20 protein-coding genes are annotated in these 16,006 nt (G+C 63.3%); 7 read left to right on the plus strand and 13 right to left on the minus strand.

Features of this window, described 5'->3' with window-relative positions:
* Positions 1-243 precede the first annotated feature (243 nt).
* Genes hdaA through AC56QQ_RS22700 form a run of 3 tightly spaced genes read right to left on the minus strand, consistent with a single transcriptional unit; the run spans position 244 to position 2,715 of the window.
* A complete protein-coding gene (gene hdaA / locus AC56QQ_RS22690; protein ID WP_497123446.1) occupies positions 244-948 on the minus strand; it encodes a DnaA regulatory inactivator HdaA in 705 nt (234 codons plus the stop codon).
* Between the two features lie 47 nt (positions 949-995).
* Complete coding sequence (locus tag AC56QQ_RS22695; RefSeq protein ID WP_497123447.1) at positions 996-2,186, minus strand: AI-2E family transporter; 1,191 nt, start codon at positions 2,184-2,186, stop codon at positions 996-998.
* Positions 2,158-2,715, minus strand: a complete 558-nt coding sequence (locus tag AC56QQ_RS22700) for a CDP-alcohol phosphatidyltransferase family protein (RefSeq protein WP_256749833.1) — start codon at positions 2,713-2,715, stop codon at positions 2,158-2,160. The genes AC56QQ_RS22695 and AC56QQ_RS22700 overlap by 29 nt, the downstream gene beginning before the upstream one ends.
* 170 nt (positions 2,716-2,885) lie before the next feature.
* Here AC56QQ_RS22700 and purM point away from each other — a divergent pair, with 170 nt between their 5' ends.
* The 5 genes from purM to AC56QQ_RS22725 are packed head-to-tail and all read left to right on the plus strand — an operon-like array spanning position 2,886 to position 5,843.
* A complete protein-coding gene (gene purM, locus AC56QQ_RS22705; RefSeq protein WP_497123448.1) occupies positions 2,886-3,980 on the plus strand; it encodes a phosphoribosylformylglycinamidine cyclo-ligase in 1,095 nt (364 codons plus the stop codon).
* Entirely contained in the window at positions 3,977-4,690 is a 714-nt protein-coding gene (gene purN, locus AC56QQ_RS22710; RefSeq protein WP_497123449.1) for a phosphoribosylglycinamide formyltransferase, read from the plus strand. The genes purM and purN overlap by 4 nt, the downstream gene beginning before the upstream one ends.
* Positions 4,691-4,748: 58 nt before the next feature.
* Positions 4,749-5,018, plus strand: coding sequence for a type II toxin-antitoxin system ParD family antitoxin (locus AC56QQ_RS22715; protein WP_489860690.1), 270 nt, complete (start codon positions 4,749-4,751; stop codon positions 5,016-5,018).
* Positions 5,019-5,024: 6 nt separating this feature from the next.
* Entirely contained in the window at positions 5,025-5,318 is a 294-nt protein-coding gene (locus AC56QQ_RS22720) for a type II toxin-antitoxin system RelE/ParE family toxin (protein WP_497123450.1), read from the plus strand.
* A gap of 3 nt (positions 5,319-5,321) precedes the next feature.
* Positions 5,322-5,843, plus strand: a complete 522-nt coding sequence (locus AC56QQ_RS22725; RefSeq protein WP_497123451.1) for a SixA phosphatase family protein — start codon at positions 5,322-5,324, stop codon at positions 5,841-5,843.
* 44 nt (positions 5,844-5,887) lie between these two features.
* Here AC56QQ_RS22725 and AC56QQ_RS22730 read toward each other — a convergent pair whose 3' ends face one another.
* From AC56QQ_RS22730 to AC56QQ_RS22740, 3 genes are all read right to left on the minus strand, one after another.
* Positions 5,888-6,121, minus strand: a complete 234-nt coding sequence (locus tag AC56QQ_RS22730) for a DUF680 domain-containing protein (protein ID WP_497123452.1) — start codon at positions 6,119-6,121, stop codon at positions 5,888-5,890.
* Between the two features lie 218 nt (positions 6,122-6,339).
* Positions 6,340-6,567, minus strand: coding sequence for a DUF680 domain-containing protein (locus tag AC56QQ_RS22735; protein WP_497123453.1), 228 nt, complete (start codon positions 6,565-6,567; stop codon positions 6,340-6,342).
* A gap of 56 nt (positions 6,568-6,623) precedes the next feature.
* The gene (locus tag AC56QQ_RS22740) at positions 6,624-6,830 is read right to left on the minus strand and encodes a DUF680 domain-containing protein (protein WP_497123454.1); all 207 of its coding nucleotides are present in this window, start codon (positions 6,828-6,830) and stop codon (positions 6,624-6,626) included.
* 590 nt (positions 6,831-7,420) lie between these two features.
* Here AC56QQ_RS22740 and AC56QQ_RS22745 point away from each other — a divergent pair.
* A complete protein-coding gene (locus AC56QQ_RS22745) occupies positions 7,421-8,089 on the plus strand; it encodes a response regulator (protein ID WP_497123455.1) in 669 nt (222 codons plus the stop codon).
* Complete coding sequence (locus tag AC56QQ_RS22750) at positions 8,079-9,437, plus strand: sensor histidine kinase (protein ID WP_497123456.1); 1,359 nt, start codon at positions 8,079-8,081, stop codon at positions 9,435-9,437. Before AC56QQ_RS22745 ends, AC56QQ_RS22750 begins: the two co-directional genes overlap by 11 nt.
* 12 nt (positions 9,438-9,449) lie before the next feature.
* On the opposite strand, the gene AC56QQ_RS22755 is transcribed toward AC56QQ_RS22750, so the two are convergent.
* The 7 genes from AC56QQ_RS22755 to AC56QQ_RS22785 form a co-directional block, all read right to left on the minus strand.
* The gene (locus tag AC56QQ_RS22755; protein WP_497123457.1) at positions 9,450-10,328 is read right to left on the minus strand and encodes an ABC transporter permease; all 879 of its coding nucleotides are present in this window, start codon (positions 10,326-10,328) and stop codon (positions 9,450-9,452) included.
* 11 nt (positions 10,329-10,339) lie between these two features.
* Complete coding sequence (locus tag AC56QQ_RS22760) at positions 10,340-11,149, minus strand: ABC transporter ATP-binding protein (protein ID WP_497123458.1); 810 nt, start codon at positions 11,147-11,149, stop codon at positions 10,340-10,342.
* A 104-nt stretch (positions 11,150-11,253) separates the two neighbouring features.
* A complete protein-coding gene (locus tag AC56QQ_RS22765) occupies positions 11,254-12,210 on the minus strand; it encodes an ABC transporter substrate-binding protein (protein WP_497129095.1) in 957 nt (318 codons plus the stop codon).
* A gap of 193 nt (positions 12,211-12,403) precedes the next feature.
* The gene (dapB, locus tag AC56QQ_RS22770; RefSeq protein ID WP_497123459.1) at positions 12,404-13,180 is read right to left on the minus strand and encodes a 4-hydroxy-tetrahydrodipicolinate reductase; all 777 of its coding nucleotides are present in this window, start codon (positions 13,178-13,180) and stop codon (positions 12,404-12,406) included.
* Positions 13,181-13,197: 17 nt separating this feature from the next.
* A complete protein-coding gene (locus AC56QQ_RS22775) occupies positions 13,198-15,291 on the minus strand; it encodes an ATP-dependent helicase (protein ID WP_497123460.1) in 2,094 nt (697 codons plus the stop codon).
* 83 nt (positions 15,292-15,374) lie between these two features.
* Positions 15,375-15,548 carry a hypothetical protein gene (locus tag AC56QQ_RS22780; RefSeq protein ID WP_489860680.1) on the minus strand — a complete coding sequence of 58 codons (174 nt, stop codon included), beginning with the start codon at positions 15,546-15,548 and terminating at the stop codon, positions 15,375-15,377.
* A 106-nt stretch (positions 15,549-15,654) separates the two neighbouring features.
* Positions 15,655-15,867: a hypothetical protein gene (locus AC56QQ_RS22785; RefSeq protein ID WP_091577256.1), complete on the minus strand. Its 213-nt coding sequence runs from the start codon at positions 15,865-15,867 to the stop codon at positions 15,655-15,657.
* Between the last annotated feature and the right edge of the window lie 139 nt (positions 15,868-16,006).

Raw genomic sequence — 16,006 nt, forward strand, 5'->3', positions numbered from 1 at the left:
GCGTCCAATTGCCAGCGGCGCCAGCGAACGCCCGATGCATTTTTGAAGGCAAGCTCGCCGGGCGAGAACCCCAACCGCCTCACTCCCGGCGAGCCTACAACCTGATTTGGAACGCAATCAGGACCGGGGTCAGCCGGCGAGACTATACCAGCAAGACCGATGCCAGCTGCTATTTCCCGAAATGGGACAGGAGACGCGAGAAGCCGCCGTTCGCAGGCCGGCATCACCTGATATCAAGGCCCTCTAGATCTCGAACTCGCCCTGCCCCTCATCCATGGCGCTGACGGTTTCGGCGGCGAGCGCCCTGGTGATCGGCGTCTTGCGCTCGAGCGCGGTGCGGTCGAGCCGCTCGACCACGCGCATGGCTGTCGCCAGCGAGCGCTCGATGCGCCGCACCAGATACTGCACGACATGCGCTTCGACCTCGATCTGGCGGTCGGCGAACAGCTTGGTGATGACGCCGGCGAGCAGGAGATCGTCGGGTTCATGGATCTCGACCGTCGCCGCCGCCTTGAGCCGCGAGGCGAGATCGGGCAGCGAAACACCCCAGGCCGAGGGAAAACGCCGCGCCGTCAACAGCAGCGTCGAGCCCGCACTGCGCACGGCATTGATCAGATGGAACAGGCCTTGTTCATCGACCGTCCCGGCATCGACATCGTCGATCAGCGCCGGTCGGGTGCCGAGATTTGCAATGCCGTCGCCAATGCGCCCGGCGTCGACCGCCACCGCGTTGGCGCGCATACGCCAGATCGAGGCCAGATGTGTCTTGCCGGAGCCGGCCGGACCGGCCAGCACCACCACCGGCGAGGGCCAGTCTGGCCAGCGGTCGACCAGCGCCACCGCCTGACCATTGGTGCCGGAGACGACGAGGTCGTCGCGCGAATAGCCGGTGCCGTGGCCGAGATCGAGCGGCAACTGGCGCGGCGGGTCGGTTTTCTGGTCGCTCATGCGGGCTCAGCCGTGCGGGCCGGCAAGGTGTCTGGTCACCAGCCTGATCATGACTTGATGGCCTTGCGACGACCGGCCGGGAGCCGCGGCACAGATGCTTCGCCGTGGCCCTTGTAAAGTGGCGATTCGAGATAGCGGGCTATGGCAAACCGCACCAGCACGGCAACCGCCGCGGAAGCCGGCACCGCGATCAACAAGCCGACGAAGCCGAACAGCGCGCCGAAGGCAAACAGCGAAAACATCAGCCATACCGGGTGCAGGCCGACGCTTTTGCCAACCAGCCTGGGCTGCAGGATATTGCCTTCGATGAATTGGCCGATGACGAAGACCACGGCGACGGCGACGATCATGGTCCAGTCCGGCCAGAACTGGACGAAGGCGACGCCGATGGCCAGCACCAGTCCGGTCAGCGAGCCGACATAGGGAATGAAGGAGATCAGCCCGGCGAACAGGCCGATGAGGATGGCGAAATTCAGCCCGGTCAGCGTCAGGCCGGTGGCATACATGGCGCCCAGCACCAGGCAAAGCGTGCCCTGGCCGCGCACGAAGCCGGCCGTTGCGGTGTTGATGTCCTTGGCGATGGCGCGCACCGTCGCGACATTGTCGCGCGGCACCCAGCTGTCGATGACCGCCACCATGCGATCCCAGTCGAGCAGCATGTAGAAGGCGACAACCGGTGTCACCACGAACAGGCTGACCACGGAGACCAGCGCCACGCCGGAACTCCAGATCGAGGTGAAGACCGTGGTAAGCAGGCCGAAGCCGGAGGTCAGCAGCGAGTTCAGCCCGTCGCGCAGGCCATTGGCGTTGACGCCGAATTTCTGCTCCAGCCATTTCGGATCAAACGACGTGATCAGGGTCTGCAGCCGGGTCAGGTACTCCGGCAATTTGCCGGCGAAATCCGCCATCTGCGTGGCCAGAACCGGAATGAGGATGACGAAGGCCAGCACCAGCACGATGAGAAAAGTGATGAGGATGACCACCGTCGCCATGAAACGGGACAGGCCGAGCCGCTGCAGCCGGTCGGCGACGGGATCAAGGAAATAAGCAAGCACCATGCCGGCGACGAAGGGCAACAGGATGGCGCTGAAGATATAGAGGAAAAGTGCCAGGATCGCGGCGCCGGCCAGCCAGAAGAAGATCTGGCGACGGAAGGCGGCTGATGCGGCAAGGTCGGCGGCCTCAGCCTCCACCGCTGCTGCTTCTGTCTCAGATGTCCGGAGTGGAGCCTTCGCCATAGCCGCTCATATGCCTCAGCCAAGCCACGAGATAGGCCGCGGCCGAAGCCACGGTCAAGACCCCGGACAGCAATATGAGGGTTGGCCTCAGCGGGTGGAGGTTGACGACAAGGGCAAGTTCGCCCAGCACAACCGCCGCCAGCACGATCTGGACGGCGGTGTTGGCCTTCGACACAAAAAGCGGCTTCATCTCGACCGGATGGGCCATGACGGTGGACAACACAACCGCGCAGACGATCAATGCGTCGCGCGACACCATGATGACCACCAGCCAAAGCGGCAATTGCCCGATGAAGCCCATGACGACGAACACCGAGACCAGCAGCAGCTTGTCGGCCATCGGGTCGAGATAGGCGCCGAGCCTGGACTGCTGGTTGAAACGGCGGGCGATGAAGCCATCGACGCCATCGGAGATGCCGGCGATGAGGAAGCCAGCAAAGGCCCACTCCCAGCGCGCCTGAAGCATCGCCAGCACCACCGCTGGCACCAGAACAAGGCGCAGAATGGTGATCAGGTTGGGGATGGTCAAATGCGTGCCTATCGGGTTTGCTTGCTGATACATGATGGAGACGCAGGGCGGGTGCAAGGGACAGGCTGCTGTCCACGGTTTTGTCACGTCGAAACGCACCTCGGCCGCCGTTATCCTTGCGGACTGAAACCGTTCATGCGAAGAGCCCGCAAACGAGCAGGAAAATTGCGATGAGCAAGCGCGACACGAGCCAGCAAAAAACAGGCAAGCGCAAGAACGGGCTCACCTATGCCGAGGCTGGCGTCGATATCGACGCGGGCAACCTGATGGTCGAGAAGATCAAGCCGCTGGTGCGCGCGACGCGGCGGCCAGGCGCCGATGGCGAGATCGGCGGTTTCGGCGGTCTGTTCGACCTCAAGGCGGCGGGCTTTACCGATCCGGTGCTGGTCGCGGCCAATGACGGCGTCGGCACCAAGCTGAAGATCGCCATCGATGCGGGAAAACATGACACGATCGGTATCGATCTCGTCGCCATGTGCGTCAACGACATCGTCGTCCAGGGCGCGGAACCGTTGTTCTTCCTCGACTATTTCGCCACCGGCAAGCTCGATCCCGATCAGGGCGCGGCGATCGTCGGCGGCATCGCCGCGGGCTGCCGCCAGGCCGGCTGCGCGCTGATCGGCGGCGAAACGGCGGAAATGCCTGGCATGTATCATGGCAACGACTACGATCTTGCCGGCTTTGCCGTGGGCGCGGCCGAACGCGGCCAGCTGCTGCCGACCGACGACATCGTCGAAGGCGACGTGTTGCTGGGGCTGGCCTCCTCGGGCCTGCATTCGAACGGATTTTCGCTGGTGCGCCGTATCGTCGCCGTCAGCGGTCTCGCCTGGAGCGACCCGGCGCCGTTCAACGACGAGGCGACGCTTGCCGAGGCGCTGCTCGAACCGACCCGCATCTACGTCAAGTCGATCCTCAAGGCTATCCGCAACACGCATGGCATCAAGGCGCTGGCCCACATCACCGGCGGGGGCTTCCCGGAAAACATTCCGCGCGTGCTGCCCAAGGACTTTTCGGCGGAACTCGACCTCGAGGCGATTGACGTGCCTGCGGTGTTCTCGTGGCTGGCAAGGACCGGCGGCGTGGCGCCGGAAGAAATGATGCGCACCTTCAATTGCGGCATCGGCATGATTTTGGCGGTGGCCTCCGGCCGGGCGGCGCAGGTCGCCGCCGTGCTGCAGGAAGCCGGCGAGACCGTGACGCCGATCGGCCGCATCGTGCCGCGCCGCGACGCCGGTGTCATCTATCGGGGCTCGATCGGCCTATGAGCGTGCAGAGGAAACGTACCGTTGTTCTGATCTCCGGGCGCGGCTCCAACATGACCGCGCTGATAGCGGCGGCCAGCGACCCGGCTTTCCCGGCCGAGATCGTCGGCGTCATTTCCGACAGAGCGGACGCCGCCGGCCTCGGCATCGCCAAAGCGCGCGGCATCGCCACGCAGGTCATTTCCCGCGCCGGCCATGGCAGCAAGCAGGCGCATGATGCGGCGATCGACGCAGCACTTTCGGCATTCAATGCCGAAATCGTGGCGCTGGCCGGCTATATGCGCATCCTCACCACCGGCTTCGTCGAGAAATGGCAGGGCCGCATGATCAACATCCACCCTGCCCTGCTGCCGGCATTCAAGGGTCTTGACACGCATGCGCGCGCGCTTGCCGCCGGCATGCGAATCCATGGCTGCACGGTGCATTTCGTCACGTCGGAGATGGATGACGGCCCGATCATCGCGCAGGCGGCGGTGCCGGTGATGGTCGGCGACAATACCGATTCACTGGCTGCCCGCGTGCTGAAAGCCGAGCACCGGCTCTATCCGCTGGCGCTGGGGCTGGTCGCCGAAGGCAGGGCGCGGATGGAACGCGGACGCACCGTCTTTGCCCGCTTCGCCGACGACGCCGACAACGCAACCGCGATGATCATCACGCCGACCCCGCTGCGCGAGGAGATCGATCTCGAACAGCTGGCGCGCATCACGCCGTAAGCCTTGCTATTGAGAATGGTAGCAATATTTGCTACCATTTGGGTAAGGAGACAGGTCGATGTCAACAGTCGAGAAAGTTAGCGTAGCACTTTCCCCGGACCTGCTTGATATGGTCAAGGGCGCCGTAGCCAGCGGGCAGTACGGATCGGCGAGCGAAGTAATCCGCGAAGCCTTGCGAGAGTGGCGGCTGCGACAGCCCTTGCGCGAAGCCGAAGTGGAACGGCTGCGCAGGGCTTGGTCGGAAGGACTAGAAAGCGGTCCGTTCGAACCTTTCGACATCGAGGTCATCAAGCAGAAAGCCCGTAGTCGGCTCGCTGGCGCAAAGTAGCAGCGGATGGCCGGCATCCCGATTGTCCGCAGCCCGGCGGCCGAGAACGACCTGATCGACATCTGGTTTGCCATCGCCACGGACAGCCCGCTTGCCGCCGACCGCTTGCTGAACGCTGTGTCGGAGCGCATTTTGCAACTCGCCGATTTCCCTGAATCCGGCCCGCTAAGACCGGACATCGCTGCCCAAGCGCGAGCGCTCACGATAGGCAATTACCTCGTGCTCTATCGTATTGCCCAAAAGCATATCGAGATCGTTCGTGTCGTGCATGGCGCGCGCGACGTGTCGACATTGTTCTGATCCATGTCTGCCTCCCGGAAACAGCTGCTCCTGCTTCGCCACGCCAAATCGAGCTGGGATGATCCCGACCTTGATGATTTCGACCGCCCCTTGGCCGAACGCGGATTGAAGGCTGCCCAGTTGATGGGGCGCGCCCTTGCCGCGCGCGATTGGCTGCCGGACCTGGCGCTGGTGTCGTCGGCGCTGCGAGCCCGTGACAGCTGGCGGCTGGTGGCGATGGAATTGCCCGCGCTGCCCGAAGTCGCATTCGCCAGGGCGCTCTATGGTGCTTCAGCGGCGGAAATTCTGAACCAGATTCGTCAAGCCGACCCATCGAGCGGCAGCTTGCTGGTGGTCGGCCACAATCCGGGCCTGGAAGATCTGGCTAAACAGCTTGCGGGGCCAATGTCGGAGATCAAGGCCCGCAAGAGGCTCGAGGAAAAGTTCCCGACGGGAGCCCTTGCGCGCTTCGTGTTCGAGGGTGACTGGTCCGGATTGTCCTCCGCCCGGCTGACGCATTGTCTGCGGCCGAAGGATCTGGGCTAGCATCCAGATGCGGCAGGCCAGGCCCGCCACATCCGCTCGAGACATCAGTTGCCCCAGATGCCCTGGCCGGGTTCGGGCCAGTCGGTTGTGGTCTTCATCTTGGCATCCGCAGCCTTGTGCTCAGCCATGGTCTTGACCGAGCCAGTGACGGCATGATCGACGCCGGCTGCCGAGCCAACCGGTTGGTTGGCGTTGTTGGAGCCATAGTGGTCGCTGCCGGCGAAAGCGCTGCCCGTGGCAACGAGGATGGCGGCGGCAATGAGGGTGGTCCTGTTCATCTTCAAGTCTCCTGGTTCTTCCGTTGGGCGGCGTCTTGGGAGGACGGTTCCGCTACGGACAAGACCATGGACAGTCCGGTTTTATTCCCGAACTTGGAGATGCTTTGTAGATCGGCGAATTTCGGGGTCGGATGGCGACTGCGCATCGGCGTCGCGCTCAAAAAACAAGAGCGGCGGGCCGAGCCCACCGCTCTTTGTGGTCGAAGACTTTTCAGAAATCAACGACCCCAGATGCCCTGGCCAGACTGGGCCGGCACGTTGGCATTGGCGTCGCCCTGTGCCCTTACAGACTTCGGAATCGAGCCGGTGTGCGAGGTGTCGATGTTGGAAACCGACTGGTTGGCAACCGGCTGGTTGACATTGTTGGAGCCGTAGTTGTCGCTGCCGGCGAAAGCGGTGCCCGTGGCAACGAGGATGGCGGCCGCTGTGAGTGCGATCTTGGTCATTTTAAGTACTCCTGATTTGAATATTTGGCTGATTGCGACTGGTTCGGGAAAGGCGATTAGCGGTTGCCGAACAGGTTGCGGTCGCTGCCCTGCGTTACCGGCTTCTCGACGGTCGAGTTCGACTTCTGGATCGAAGCCGTGAACGAGTTGTCGACGGTGGCGGTGGGCTGGTTGGCGTTGGCCGAGCCATAATTGTCGCTGCCGGCAAAGGCAGTGCCCGTGGCAACGAGGATGGCAGCGGCGGTAAGAGCGATCTTGGTCATTTTAAGTACTCCAGTATTCTTTTGTCCTGTCCGTCTAGTGGCGTGCCCTTGGGAGGAATTTCGCGTCGCTCGGACCACCCCGAAGTGGGTTTGTCGGTCGACGACTTCCAATCACGAAGATGTTCCCTCGCGGCTCGAATCCGGCCCTTGAAATTTGGCCAAGACCTTAAGCGGTCATAATTTTCTTATTCAAAAACAAATAGTTATCAGAAAGCACCCATCGGGTGGCGTAGCCATTCACTAAGCCGGCGTTCACCACGTACTGGACGGTCCGTCAACAGAAAACGAACCGATCGGTTCGATTTGCGGCGACAGACCGGTTCTGGCACTTTTTTCAGAGCATCGAACGGCATGAATTGCGCGAGCCCGAAATCCGCCGGGACGATAACCCCGCTTATTTTTGAGCTTCGAACCTGTCGCGTCTGGAGACGGCAATCCACGGGGTCGGAAACGACGATGGGCGCATTTGCCTTGTGGCTGGATCGATATTATCGATTGTGCACGATCATCAATCGGACGCGACCTGGCTATGCCGGTCGAAGGAACGGACAGATTTCCGGGTGACTTGCATCCCAGGACAGCGATAGAAAATGCGGCTGCTGCTTGTCGAGGACAATCGCGAACTGGCGGATTGGCTAGGCAAGACCTTGCGCCAGGCGAACTATGTCGTCGACATCGTCCATGATGGCGAGGATGTCGAGCACGCGCTGGCCGCCGGCGACCATGCGCTTGTCATCCTCGACCTTGCGCTGCCGCGCATGGGCGGGCTGGAGGTGCTGCGCCTACTGCGGGCGCGCGGCAACCGTGTGCCGGTCATCGTGCTGACCGCGAATGCCAGCCTCGACGGCAGGGTCAAGGGCCTCAACGAGGGGGCCGATGACTATCTGGCGAAACCCTTCCAGATCGAGGAACTCGAGGCGCGCATCCGAGCCCAGCTACGACGCGCCAACGACCGCACAGCGCCTGTCGTTTCGTGCGGCGATCTCGTCTTCGACACCAACACGCGGCTGTTTTCGCTCGCGGGCGAAACGCTGGCGCTGACGCCGCGCGAGCATGCCGTGCTGGAGCAGTTGATGGTCAAGGCCGGGCGCACGGTGAGCAAGGCGGCATTGTCGGCGGCAATCTACGATTTCGAGACCGATGCCGACCCCAGCGCCATCGAGATCTATGTGCACCGTGTGCGCAAGAAACTGGAAGGCTCGCGGGTCCGCATCGTCACGCTACGCGGCCTCGGCTATCTCCTGCGCCATGAGGATTAACAGCCTTCGCTTGCAGCTTCTGGCCTGGGTGGTATTGCCTCTCGTCGGGCTCGCCACCATCAATCTGTGGACCAGCCACCGCAACGCGCTGGCAACCGCGGATCTCGTCACCGATCGCATGCTGATGGGCTCGGCACGCGCCATTGCCGAGCGTGCCGCCGTCACCGACGGCGTGCTCGACGCCACGATACCGCCGGCGGCGATCGAGATGTTCGATACCGGCGATCGCGACAGCGTCTACTACCAGGTCAAGGCTGCCGGAGGGCGGCTGCTGACGGGCTATCCGGACTTGCCCGCAGCGCCCGGGCACGCCAGCGTCGGGGCCAGCTATCGCGACCACCCGTTGCGGCTTCTGACCCTCAGCCATGCCGTGATCGGTGCCGGTGCCGATTCCCCTATAACGGTCACCGTGGGCGTTACGCTCGCCGGCCATGACGCGATGGTGAGACGGCTCTGGCTGAGCGCCTTTACCCAGCAGCTGGCGCTGGTGGCGATTGCCGGCTTGTTCGTTCTGCTGGGGCTGCATCGCGGCCTCGCGCCACTGATCCGGTTGCGCGACGCGGTGCGTTCGCCAAACCGCAGCGAGCTCGATCCGGTCGAAGTGCCGGGGGCTCAAAGCGAGATCCGCCCGCTGATCGATGCACTGAACGCCTATATGGAGCGCGTGCGGGCACAGATGGCGGCCCAGCGCCGCTTCATCGCCAATGCGGCGCACCAGTTGCGCACACCGCTGGCGTTGCTGTCGACACAGGCAAGCTACGCGCTGCGTGAAAGTGCGGCTGACGCGCGTCAGGAAGCCTTGGTGGCGCTGCAGGCCAGTTCCGGCCGGCTGGCACGGTTGGCCGAACAGCTGCTGACCCTGTCCCGCGCGGAACCAGGTAGCAGGCGGCCACGCGCCGACCGCATCGACCTGACCGAGGCTGCCCGCCATGTGCTGGAAACGCAGGCGCCGACAGCGATCAGCCGCAATATCGATCTCGGCCTCGAGGAGGCCGGCCCTGTGTCGGTCATCGGCGACGGCACGATGCTGCGCGAGATGATCGTCAACCTCGTCGACAACGCGCTGCGCTATTCGGCAGTCGGCGGCACCGTCACAGTCAAGCTGGCGGCCGTCGATGGCGAAGCCGTGCTGACTGTCGCCGACGACGGGCCCGGCATTCCGGTGGACGAGCGAGACCATGTTTTCGAGCGCTTTTACCGCATCGCCGGTTCGACCGAGGAAGGCAGCGGGCTTGGTCTTGCCATCGTACGTGAGGTCGTCGAAAATGCTGGCGGCCGCGTCACCCTAGGGGATGGCGCGACCGGCGGTCTGGTGGTTGAGGTAAGGCTGCCGCTGGCGGACAGCTAGGTCTGTCGCCGCTCACTGCGTCTCATGCAGTGGCTGGGGACGCCATTTTGCCAGGCGATCCTCGACCATCGTCATCAGATATTCGGCACCGAGCGCCACCACCATGACGATGACGATCGCAGCATACATGCCGGCCGCGTCAAAGGATCCCTTGGCGATGTTGATCAGCAGACCGATGCCATAGCGCGAGCCGACGAACTCGCCGACGATCGCGCCGATGATGGCAAAGCCGAAGCTGACATGCAGGCTGGCGAAGATCCAGCTCATCGCCGAAGGGACAATCACCGAGCGGGTCAATTGCCAGTTGGATGCGCCCAGGATGCGGGCATTGGCTATCATTGCCCTGTCGGCTTCCCGCACGCCCTGAAAGGCGTTGTGGAAGACAACGAAGAAAACCATCACGAAGGCAAGCGCCACTTTCGAAGCGAGGCCAAGGCCGAGGATCATGATGAAGATCGGTGCCAGAACCACGCGCGGAATGGAATTGATCACCTTGATGTAGATCGAGAAAATGTCGGCAGCCATCCGGTTGCGGCCGAGCGCGACGCCGATGATGATACCGGCAACCGAGCCGGTCACGAAGCCGATGACCGCCTCCTCCATGGTAACATAGAGATGATACCAGAGCGGCCCCTCGGACGTTCCTTCCGTGATCCACTCATAGAGCCGCAACGCGATCGCGCTTGGCATTGCGTAGAAGAACGGATCGATCCAGGCGAGACGGGCGGCGACTTCCCACAGAACCAGGAAGGCGACGAGGATGGCGACACGCCAGAACATCACGGTGCGCCGCCGATGCCTTGCCGTCTTCGCGGCGGCCGCTTCGATTTCCGCATCGGAGGTGCCCGGCCTGAAAGCTCTTGAACTGATGTCCATGGTGGCGTCGGTCATGGCGTTCCTCCTCAGGCAGCGGCGCGCGCGTAGCTGGTCTCGACCTCTTCCTTGAGGTCGGCCCAGATGGTGCGCGAGTAATCGATGAAGCTCTGCTCGTAGCGGATATCGGCGACCACGCGCGGGCGCGGCAGGTCGATCGTGTAGACCGACTTCACAGTGGCCGGCCCGGCGGTCAGCACATAGACCTTGTCGGCCAGCGCAATCGCCTCTTCGAGATCGTGGGTGACGAAGACCACGGATGCCTTGGCCTCGGACCAGAGGCGCAACAGCTCCTCGTGCATGAGAACGCGTGTCTGCACGTCGAGCGCGGAAAACGGTTCGTCCATGAGCAGGATCTCGGGGCCGTTGATGAAGGTCTGGGCGAGCGCCACGCGCTTGCGCATGCCGCCAGAAAGCTGGTGTGGATAGTGCTGCTCGAACCGAGACAGGCCGACACGCGAAAGCCAGTCGCGTGCCGAGGCCTGGGCGTGCGGCCTGGGCTTGCCGCGGAACAGCGGCCCGGCCATGACGTTCTCGATCACCGTACGCCAGGGGAACAGGGCGTCGGTCTGGAATACGAAGCCGATACGCGGGTCTATTCCCTTGACCGGACCACCCATGACGCGAACCTCGCCGGCACTTGGGCTGGCCAACCCGGTGATCAGGTTGAGGGTGGTCGACTTTCCGCAGCCGGTCGGACCGACGACGGCGACGAATTCGCCGCGCTCGACCGTCAAGGTGAAGTCGCGCAGTGCCGTTAGCGATTTGCCAGTGGGCGATAAGAACCGCCGACTGACATTGATCAGTTCAATCGCCGGAACAGTCTTTTCGGTAGCCATGGTCAAGCAACTCCAAAATCGAGCAGCCGCCCGGTGGCCGGGCGTCACCCAACGTGAAAAACGGACGGCGGCCGGCGCGATGCGTTCGCGCCGGCACGGGTCGGCTACTTGGCGTTTTTGACGAATTCCGTGGTGTAGGTCTTGGAAAGGTCGATCTGCTTGCCTTGCAGGTCCTTTTTGAAGGCCGACAGCACTGTCAGCACCGTTTCCGGCCCGCCTTCGGGCATGACCCCATCGGCAGTGAACATCGCCTTGCCGGCGTCCAGCGCCTTCACATAACCTTCCTTGTCGCCGACATAGTAGTCCTTCGGCATCTTGTCGGCGATTTCCGCGCCGCTATGGGTGTTGATGAACTTCAGTGTCTTGACGAAGGCATTCGCCAGTTTCTGCACCGTATCCTTGTGCGCGTCGACCCAGTCCGTCTGCATGTAAAGGGAGGCAGCCGGGTAGGTGCCGCCGAGCGCGGCCTTGGTGCCTTCAATCGTGCGCATGTCGATAAGAACGGACGCTTCGCCGGTCTTCAGCAACCGAGTGATCGTCGGTTCGGTCGTCATGCCGGCCTGGATCTTGTCCTGCTGCATGGCTGCGATGAAGGTATTGCCGGCGCCGACCGGAACCGAGGTAAATTCGCCGAGCTTCAGCCCGTTCTTGACGGCAAGATATTCCGTCAGGAAGTTTGTCGAGGAGCCGAGGCCGGTGACGCCAAGGCTCATGCCCTTGAAGTCGGCGGGCGACTTGATCTCGGGATGCTTGGTCGAAACAAGCTCGACTTCACCAGGCGCCTGGCTGAACTGGACGACGGATTCGACGAATTTACCTTTCGCCTGCAGGTCGATGCTGTGGTCATAGAAACCGACCACCCCTTGCACGGCCCCGGCAAGCATCTCATTCTCCGCATCGACGCCGGCCGGTTCGTTCAGCAGCTCGACATCGAGACCTTCGTCCTTGAAGTAGCCGAGCGCTTCCGCCAGCTTGGCGGGCAGGTAGATCTGCTTTTCGTAGCCACCCACCATGATGGAGATCTTTTCGTCGGCGCGTGCGGACGGCGCTGACAAGGCCATGGTGGCGACGAGTGCGGTTGTGGCGGCTGAATCGAGCAGAATTCGCGCGAGCGACATGGCCTCTTCCCTTTGTTCGTTTCCCGCGCCCCTCTCTCTCCCATCGCTTTCCGCGACAATATGGGGGCGCCCGTCAACACTTAGGTCACCAACCTTTCAGCCACCTTTCAAGGCAACCGGGAAAGTTACCGCAAACCTAGGCGTTCAATGCCAGCACGTCGCGCATGTCATATTCGCCGGGTACACGGCCCGCCACCCAAAGAGCCGCCGCGATGGCGCCGCGGGCGAACATGATGCGATCTCCGGCTGAATGCGACAGGGTCACGGTCTCGCCCTCGGCACAGAAGCTGACGCCGTGCTCGCCGACGATGCTGCCGCCGCGTAGCACCGCGAAGCCGATTTCGCCTGCCGCCCGCGCGCCGGTGAGGCCGTCGCGGGCGCGCCTTGCGACGGTGCCCAGTTCGATGCCGCGACCGCCAGCCACGGCTTGCCCAAGCATCAGCGCCGTCCCCGAGGGTGCATCGATCTTGTGGCGATGATGGGCCTCGACAATCTCGACATCCCAGTCATCGCGGTCGAGTGCTCTCGCCGCCTGCTCGACCAATCCAACCAGCATGTTGAGCCCGAGCGAAAAGCTGCCGGAGCGCACGATGGCGATGGTTTTCGCGGCATCGGCGATGGTGGCCAATTCAGCAGCGTCGAAACCGGTCGAGCCTATGACCAGTGCTGGCCCGCCTCGGCCAGCACAAAACCTGGCCAGATCAGCCGATGCCGCCGGCGTGGTGAAATCGATCACCACGTCGGCCATGGCAAGCGCCTCGTCGCGGCTCACCAGCCCTTCGCCAACGATGCCCGGCCGGTGGAAACGGGCGACGAGCGCCAGCCGCGGATCGGCCTGGACGGCATCCACCATCTGGCGGCCCATGCGGCCCAGCGCCCCGGCGATGGCGATCCTGATCGGCGGTTGGGACATCGCGCTATCCCTTGCGACTATTTCCACATGCCGCGCATGCGCGCGCCAATGTCGACGCGCACCTCGGGCCGCGGCGCCCTGCCCTGTGCCGCTTGCGCGCTCGGCCACGACATCTGCTGGAACGCGGGGAGGATAGAGGCCGGGATGAAACGGGTGCGCGAGGCATAGAGGTGGCGGTCGCCTCGTGCCGCCTGGCCGTGCGGAAAGAAGCGCTGCGGCATGACCAGGCTGAGATTGTCCTTGGCCCTTGTCATCGCCACGTAGAGCAGGCGGCGCTCTTCGTCGATATCTTCCTTGGTGCCGACGCCGAGATCGGCCGGAATGCAGCCGTCGACCGTGTTGAGCACGAAGACATTCTTCCATTCCTGGCCCTTGGCCGAGTGGATGGTCGACAGGATCAGATAGTCCTCGTCGCGATGCGGCGGGCCGGCCTGATCGCTGGTGGCGTCCGGCGGGTCGAGCGTCAGTTCGGTGAGAAACCGTTCGCGCGAGGCATAGCCCGAGCCGATCTGCTCGAGCTGCAAAAGGTCCGCGCGCCTGGTCGTCGCGTCCTCGTGGATGCGTTCCAGATGCGGCTCGTACCACAGCCTGACCTGTTCGAGGTCGGCCGGCCATTTGGCGCCGGCTCGCAGACCGGAATAAAGCGCGACAAAACCCGGCCAGTCGTCCGCCGCGCGTTGCGGCGGGCGCCAGCCGGCAAGGCCCATCGCCTCGTCCAGCGCCGACGTCATCGTCTCGACGATCTGCGCGGCAGCCGAAGGGCCGATGCCCGGCATGAGCTGCAGCACACGGAATCCGGCGACACGGTCGCGCGGGTTTTCGGCAAAACGCAGCACCGCCAACACATCCTTGACATGAGCGGCATCGAGGAACTTCAGGCCGCCGAACTTGACGAAGGGAATGTTGCGCCGCGTCAGTTCGATCTCCAGCGGGCCGCTGTGGTGCGAGGCGCGAAACAGCACCGCCTGTGATTTCAACGCCGTGCCGGCCTCGCGCTCGGCCAGGATGGCGTCGCAGACGAAGTTGGCCTGCTCGACCTCGTCGCGCACGGTCACCAGTCTTGGCTTGTCGGATGATTTGCGCTCCGACCACAGGTTCTTCGTGAAGCGCTCCGAAGCCTCGCCGATCACCGCATTGGCGGCGGCCAGGATGGTTTCGGTCGAGCGATAGTTGCGTTCCAGCATCACCACATCGGCGGCCTGCGCGAACTGTTTCGGGAAATCGAGGATGTTGCGCACCTCGGCGGCACGGAATGAATAGATCGACTGCGCATCGTCGCCGACCACCGTCAGCCCGGCGCCGTCAGGTTTCAGCGCCATGAGGATCGACGCCTGCAGCCGGTTGGTGTCCTGGTATTCATCGACCAGCACATGGTCGAAACGCCCGCCCAGATGCGCCGCTATTTCAGGCTCGGCCGCCATCTGCGCCCAGTAGAGCAGCAAATCGTCGTAATCGAGCACATTCTGCGCCTGCTTGGCTTCGACATAACCGGCGAACAGCTGCTTCAGCTGCTCCGCCCAGCCAACGCACCAGGGGAAGGCGGACCCCAACACCTCGTTAAGCGGAGCCTGCGCATTGACGGCACGTGAATAGATGGCAAGGCAGGTGCCCTTGGTCGGAAAGCGCGCTTCCGTCTTCGAAAATCCCAGCTCGTGCCGCACCAGGTTCATCAGGTCGGCGGAATCCTCGCGGTCATGGATGGTGAAGGCCGGGTCAAGGCCGATCTCCAGCGCATAGTCGCGCAGCAGCCGCGCGCCGATGCCGTGAAAGGTGCCGGCCCAGGTCAGCGCATCCGCGATCACCGCGGCGTCGCGGCCGAGCACCTCGCCGGCGATACGCTCGACGCGCCTGGCCATTTCGGATGCGGCGCGGCGCGAAAAGGTCATCAGAAGGATGCGGCGCGGGTCGGCACCCCTGACGATCAGATGGGCGACGCGGTGCGCCAGCGTGTTGGTCTTGCCCGAACCGGCCCCGGCGATGACCAGCAGCGGTCCGCCGATCTTGCCGTCGCCGTGCTCGACGGCCTGGCGTTGGGCATCGTTGAGCCGGCCAAGATAGGCCGGCTGGACGGTCGGCTCCCGAAAGGACGAATCAGGGGTGGCGAGGTTCATCGCCCATCAAGCATCGTTTCTGCTTTGTTCGCAACGTCGATGCGAGGATCTACTCGCGCAGACTCGGGGCCGACAGATCGCCCCTAGCGTTGGGGATCGACCCCCATCGCCGCCGACTGCCGGCGCAAAGCTTCACGATCATATTGCGATGGCGGAAGCAGCAGCGGGTCGATTGTATCGGGCACGTCGTCGATCATCTGCCGGGTGATGCGGTACGTGACATAGGCCAAAGCGCCGGCGATAAGCAGACGAAACATGGTTGCATACTCCATTGGAACAGGACCAACCCGAGGGGACGGCATTTGGTTCCCTCGCCGAGTATCCAGGCTGCGTGATGATGATCGAGAGCCGCAATGACCGCCGCTAATGCTCAGCCCGTTCCGGTATCTGGGCGATGCATTCCTCGAGACGCTCCAAGCGGAACTTTGCATTGCGAAGTTCGTGTCCGGCTTCAAACCGCCGATGACGTCCCTGAGGTGTGGCCGCCATCAGGTCGCGCTCCAGTTCGGCAATGCGCGCACGCACCTGCCGGGCCTCGTCCTGGCGCAACGCCTTGATCCATCCACGCCCACGCATTGGTCTTCCTGCCAAAACCCCAGAAGGCATGCCCGGGTCATGCCAGAGAAATCCTAATTTCCCGCAAGTCCAAAAACTCTAAATTTAACTTTCGCTAATTTAGCGTCAGCAACGAGGCCGCTTCGGGAAGAAGGCCGGC

This window comes from Mesorhizobium sp. RCAM 05099, assembly GCF_059683685.1.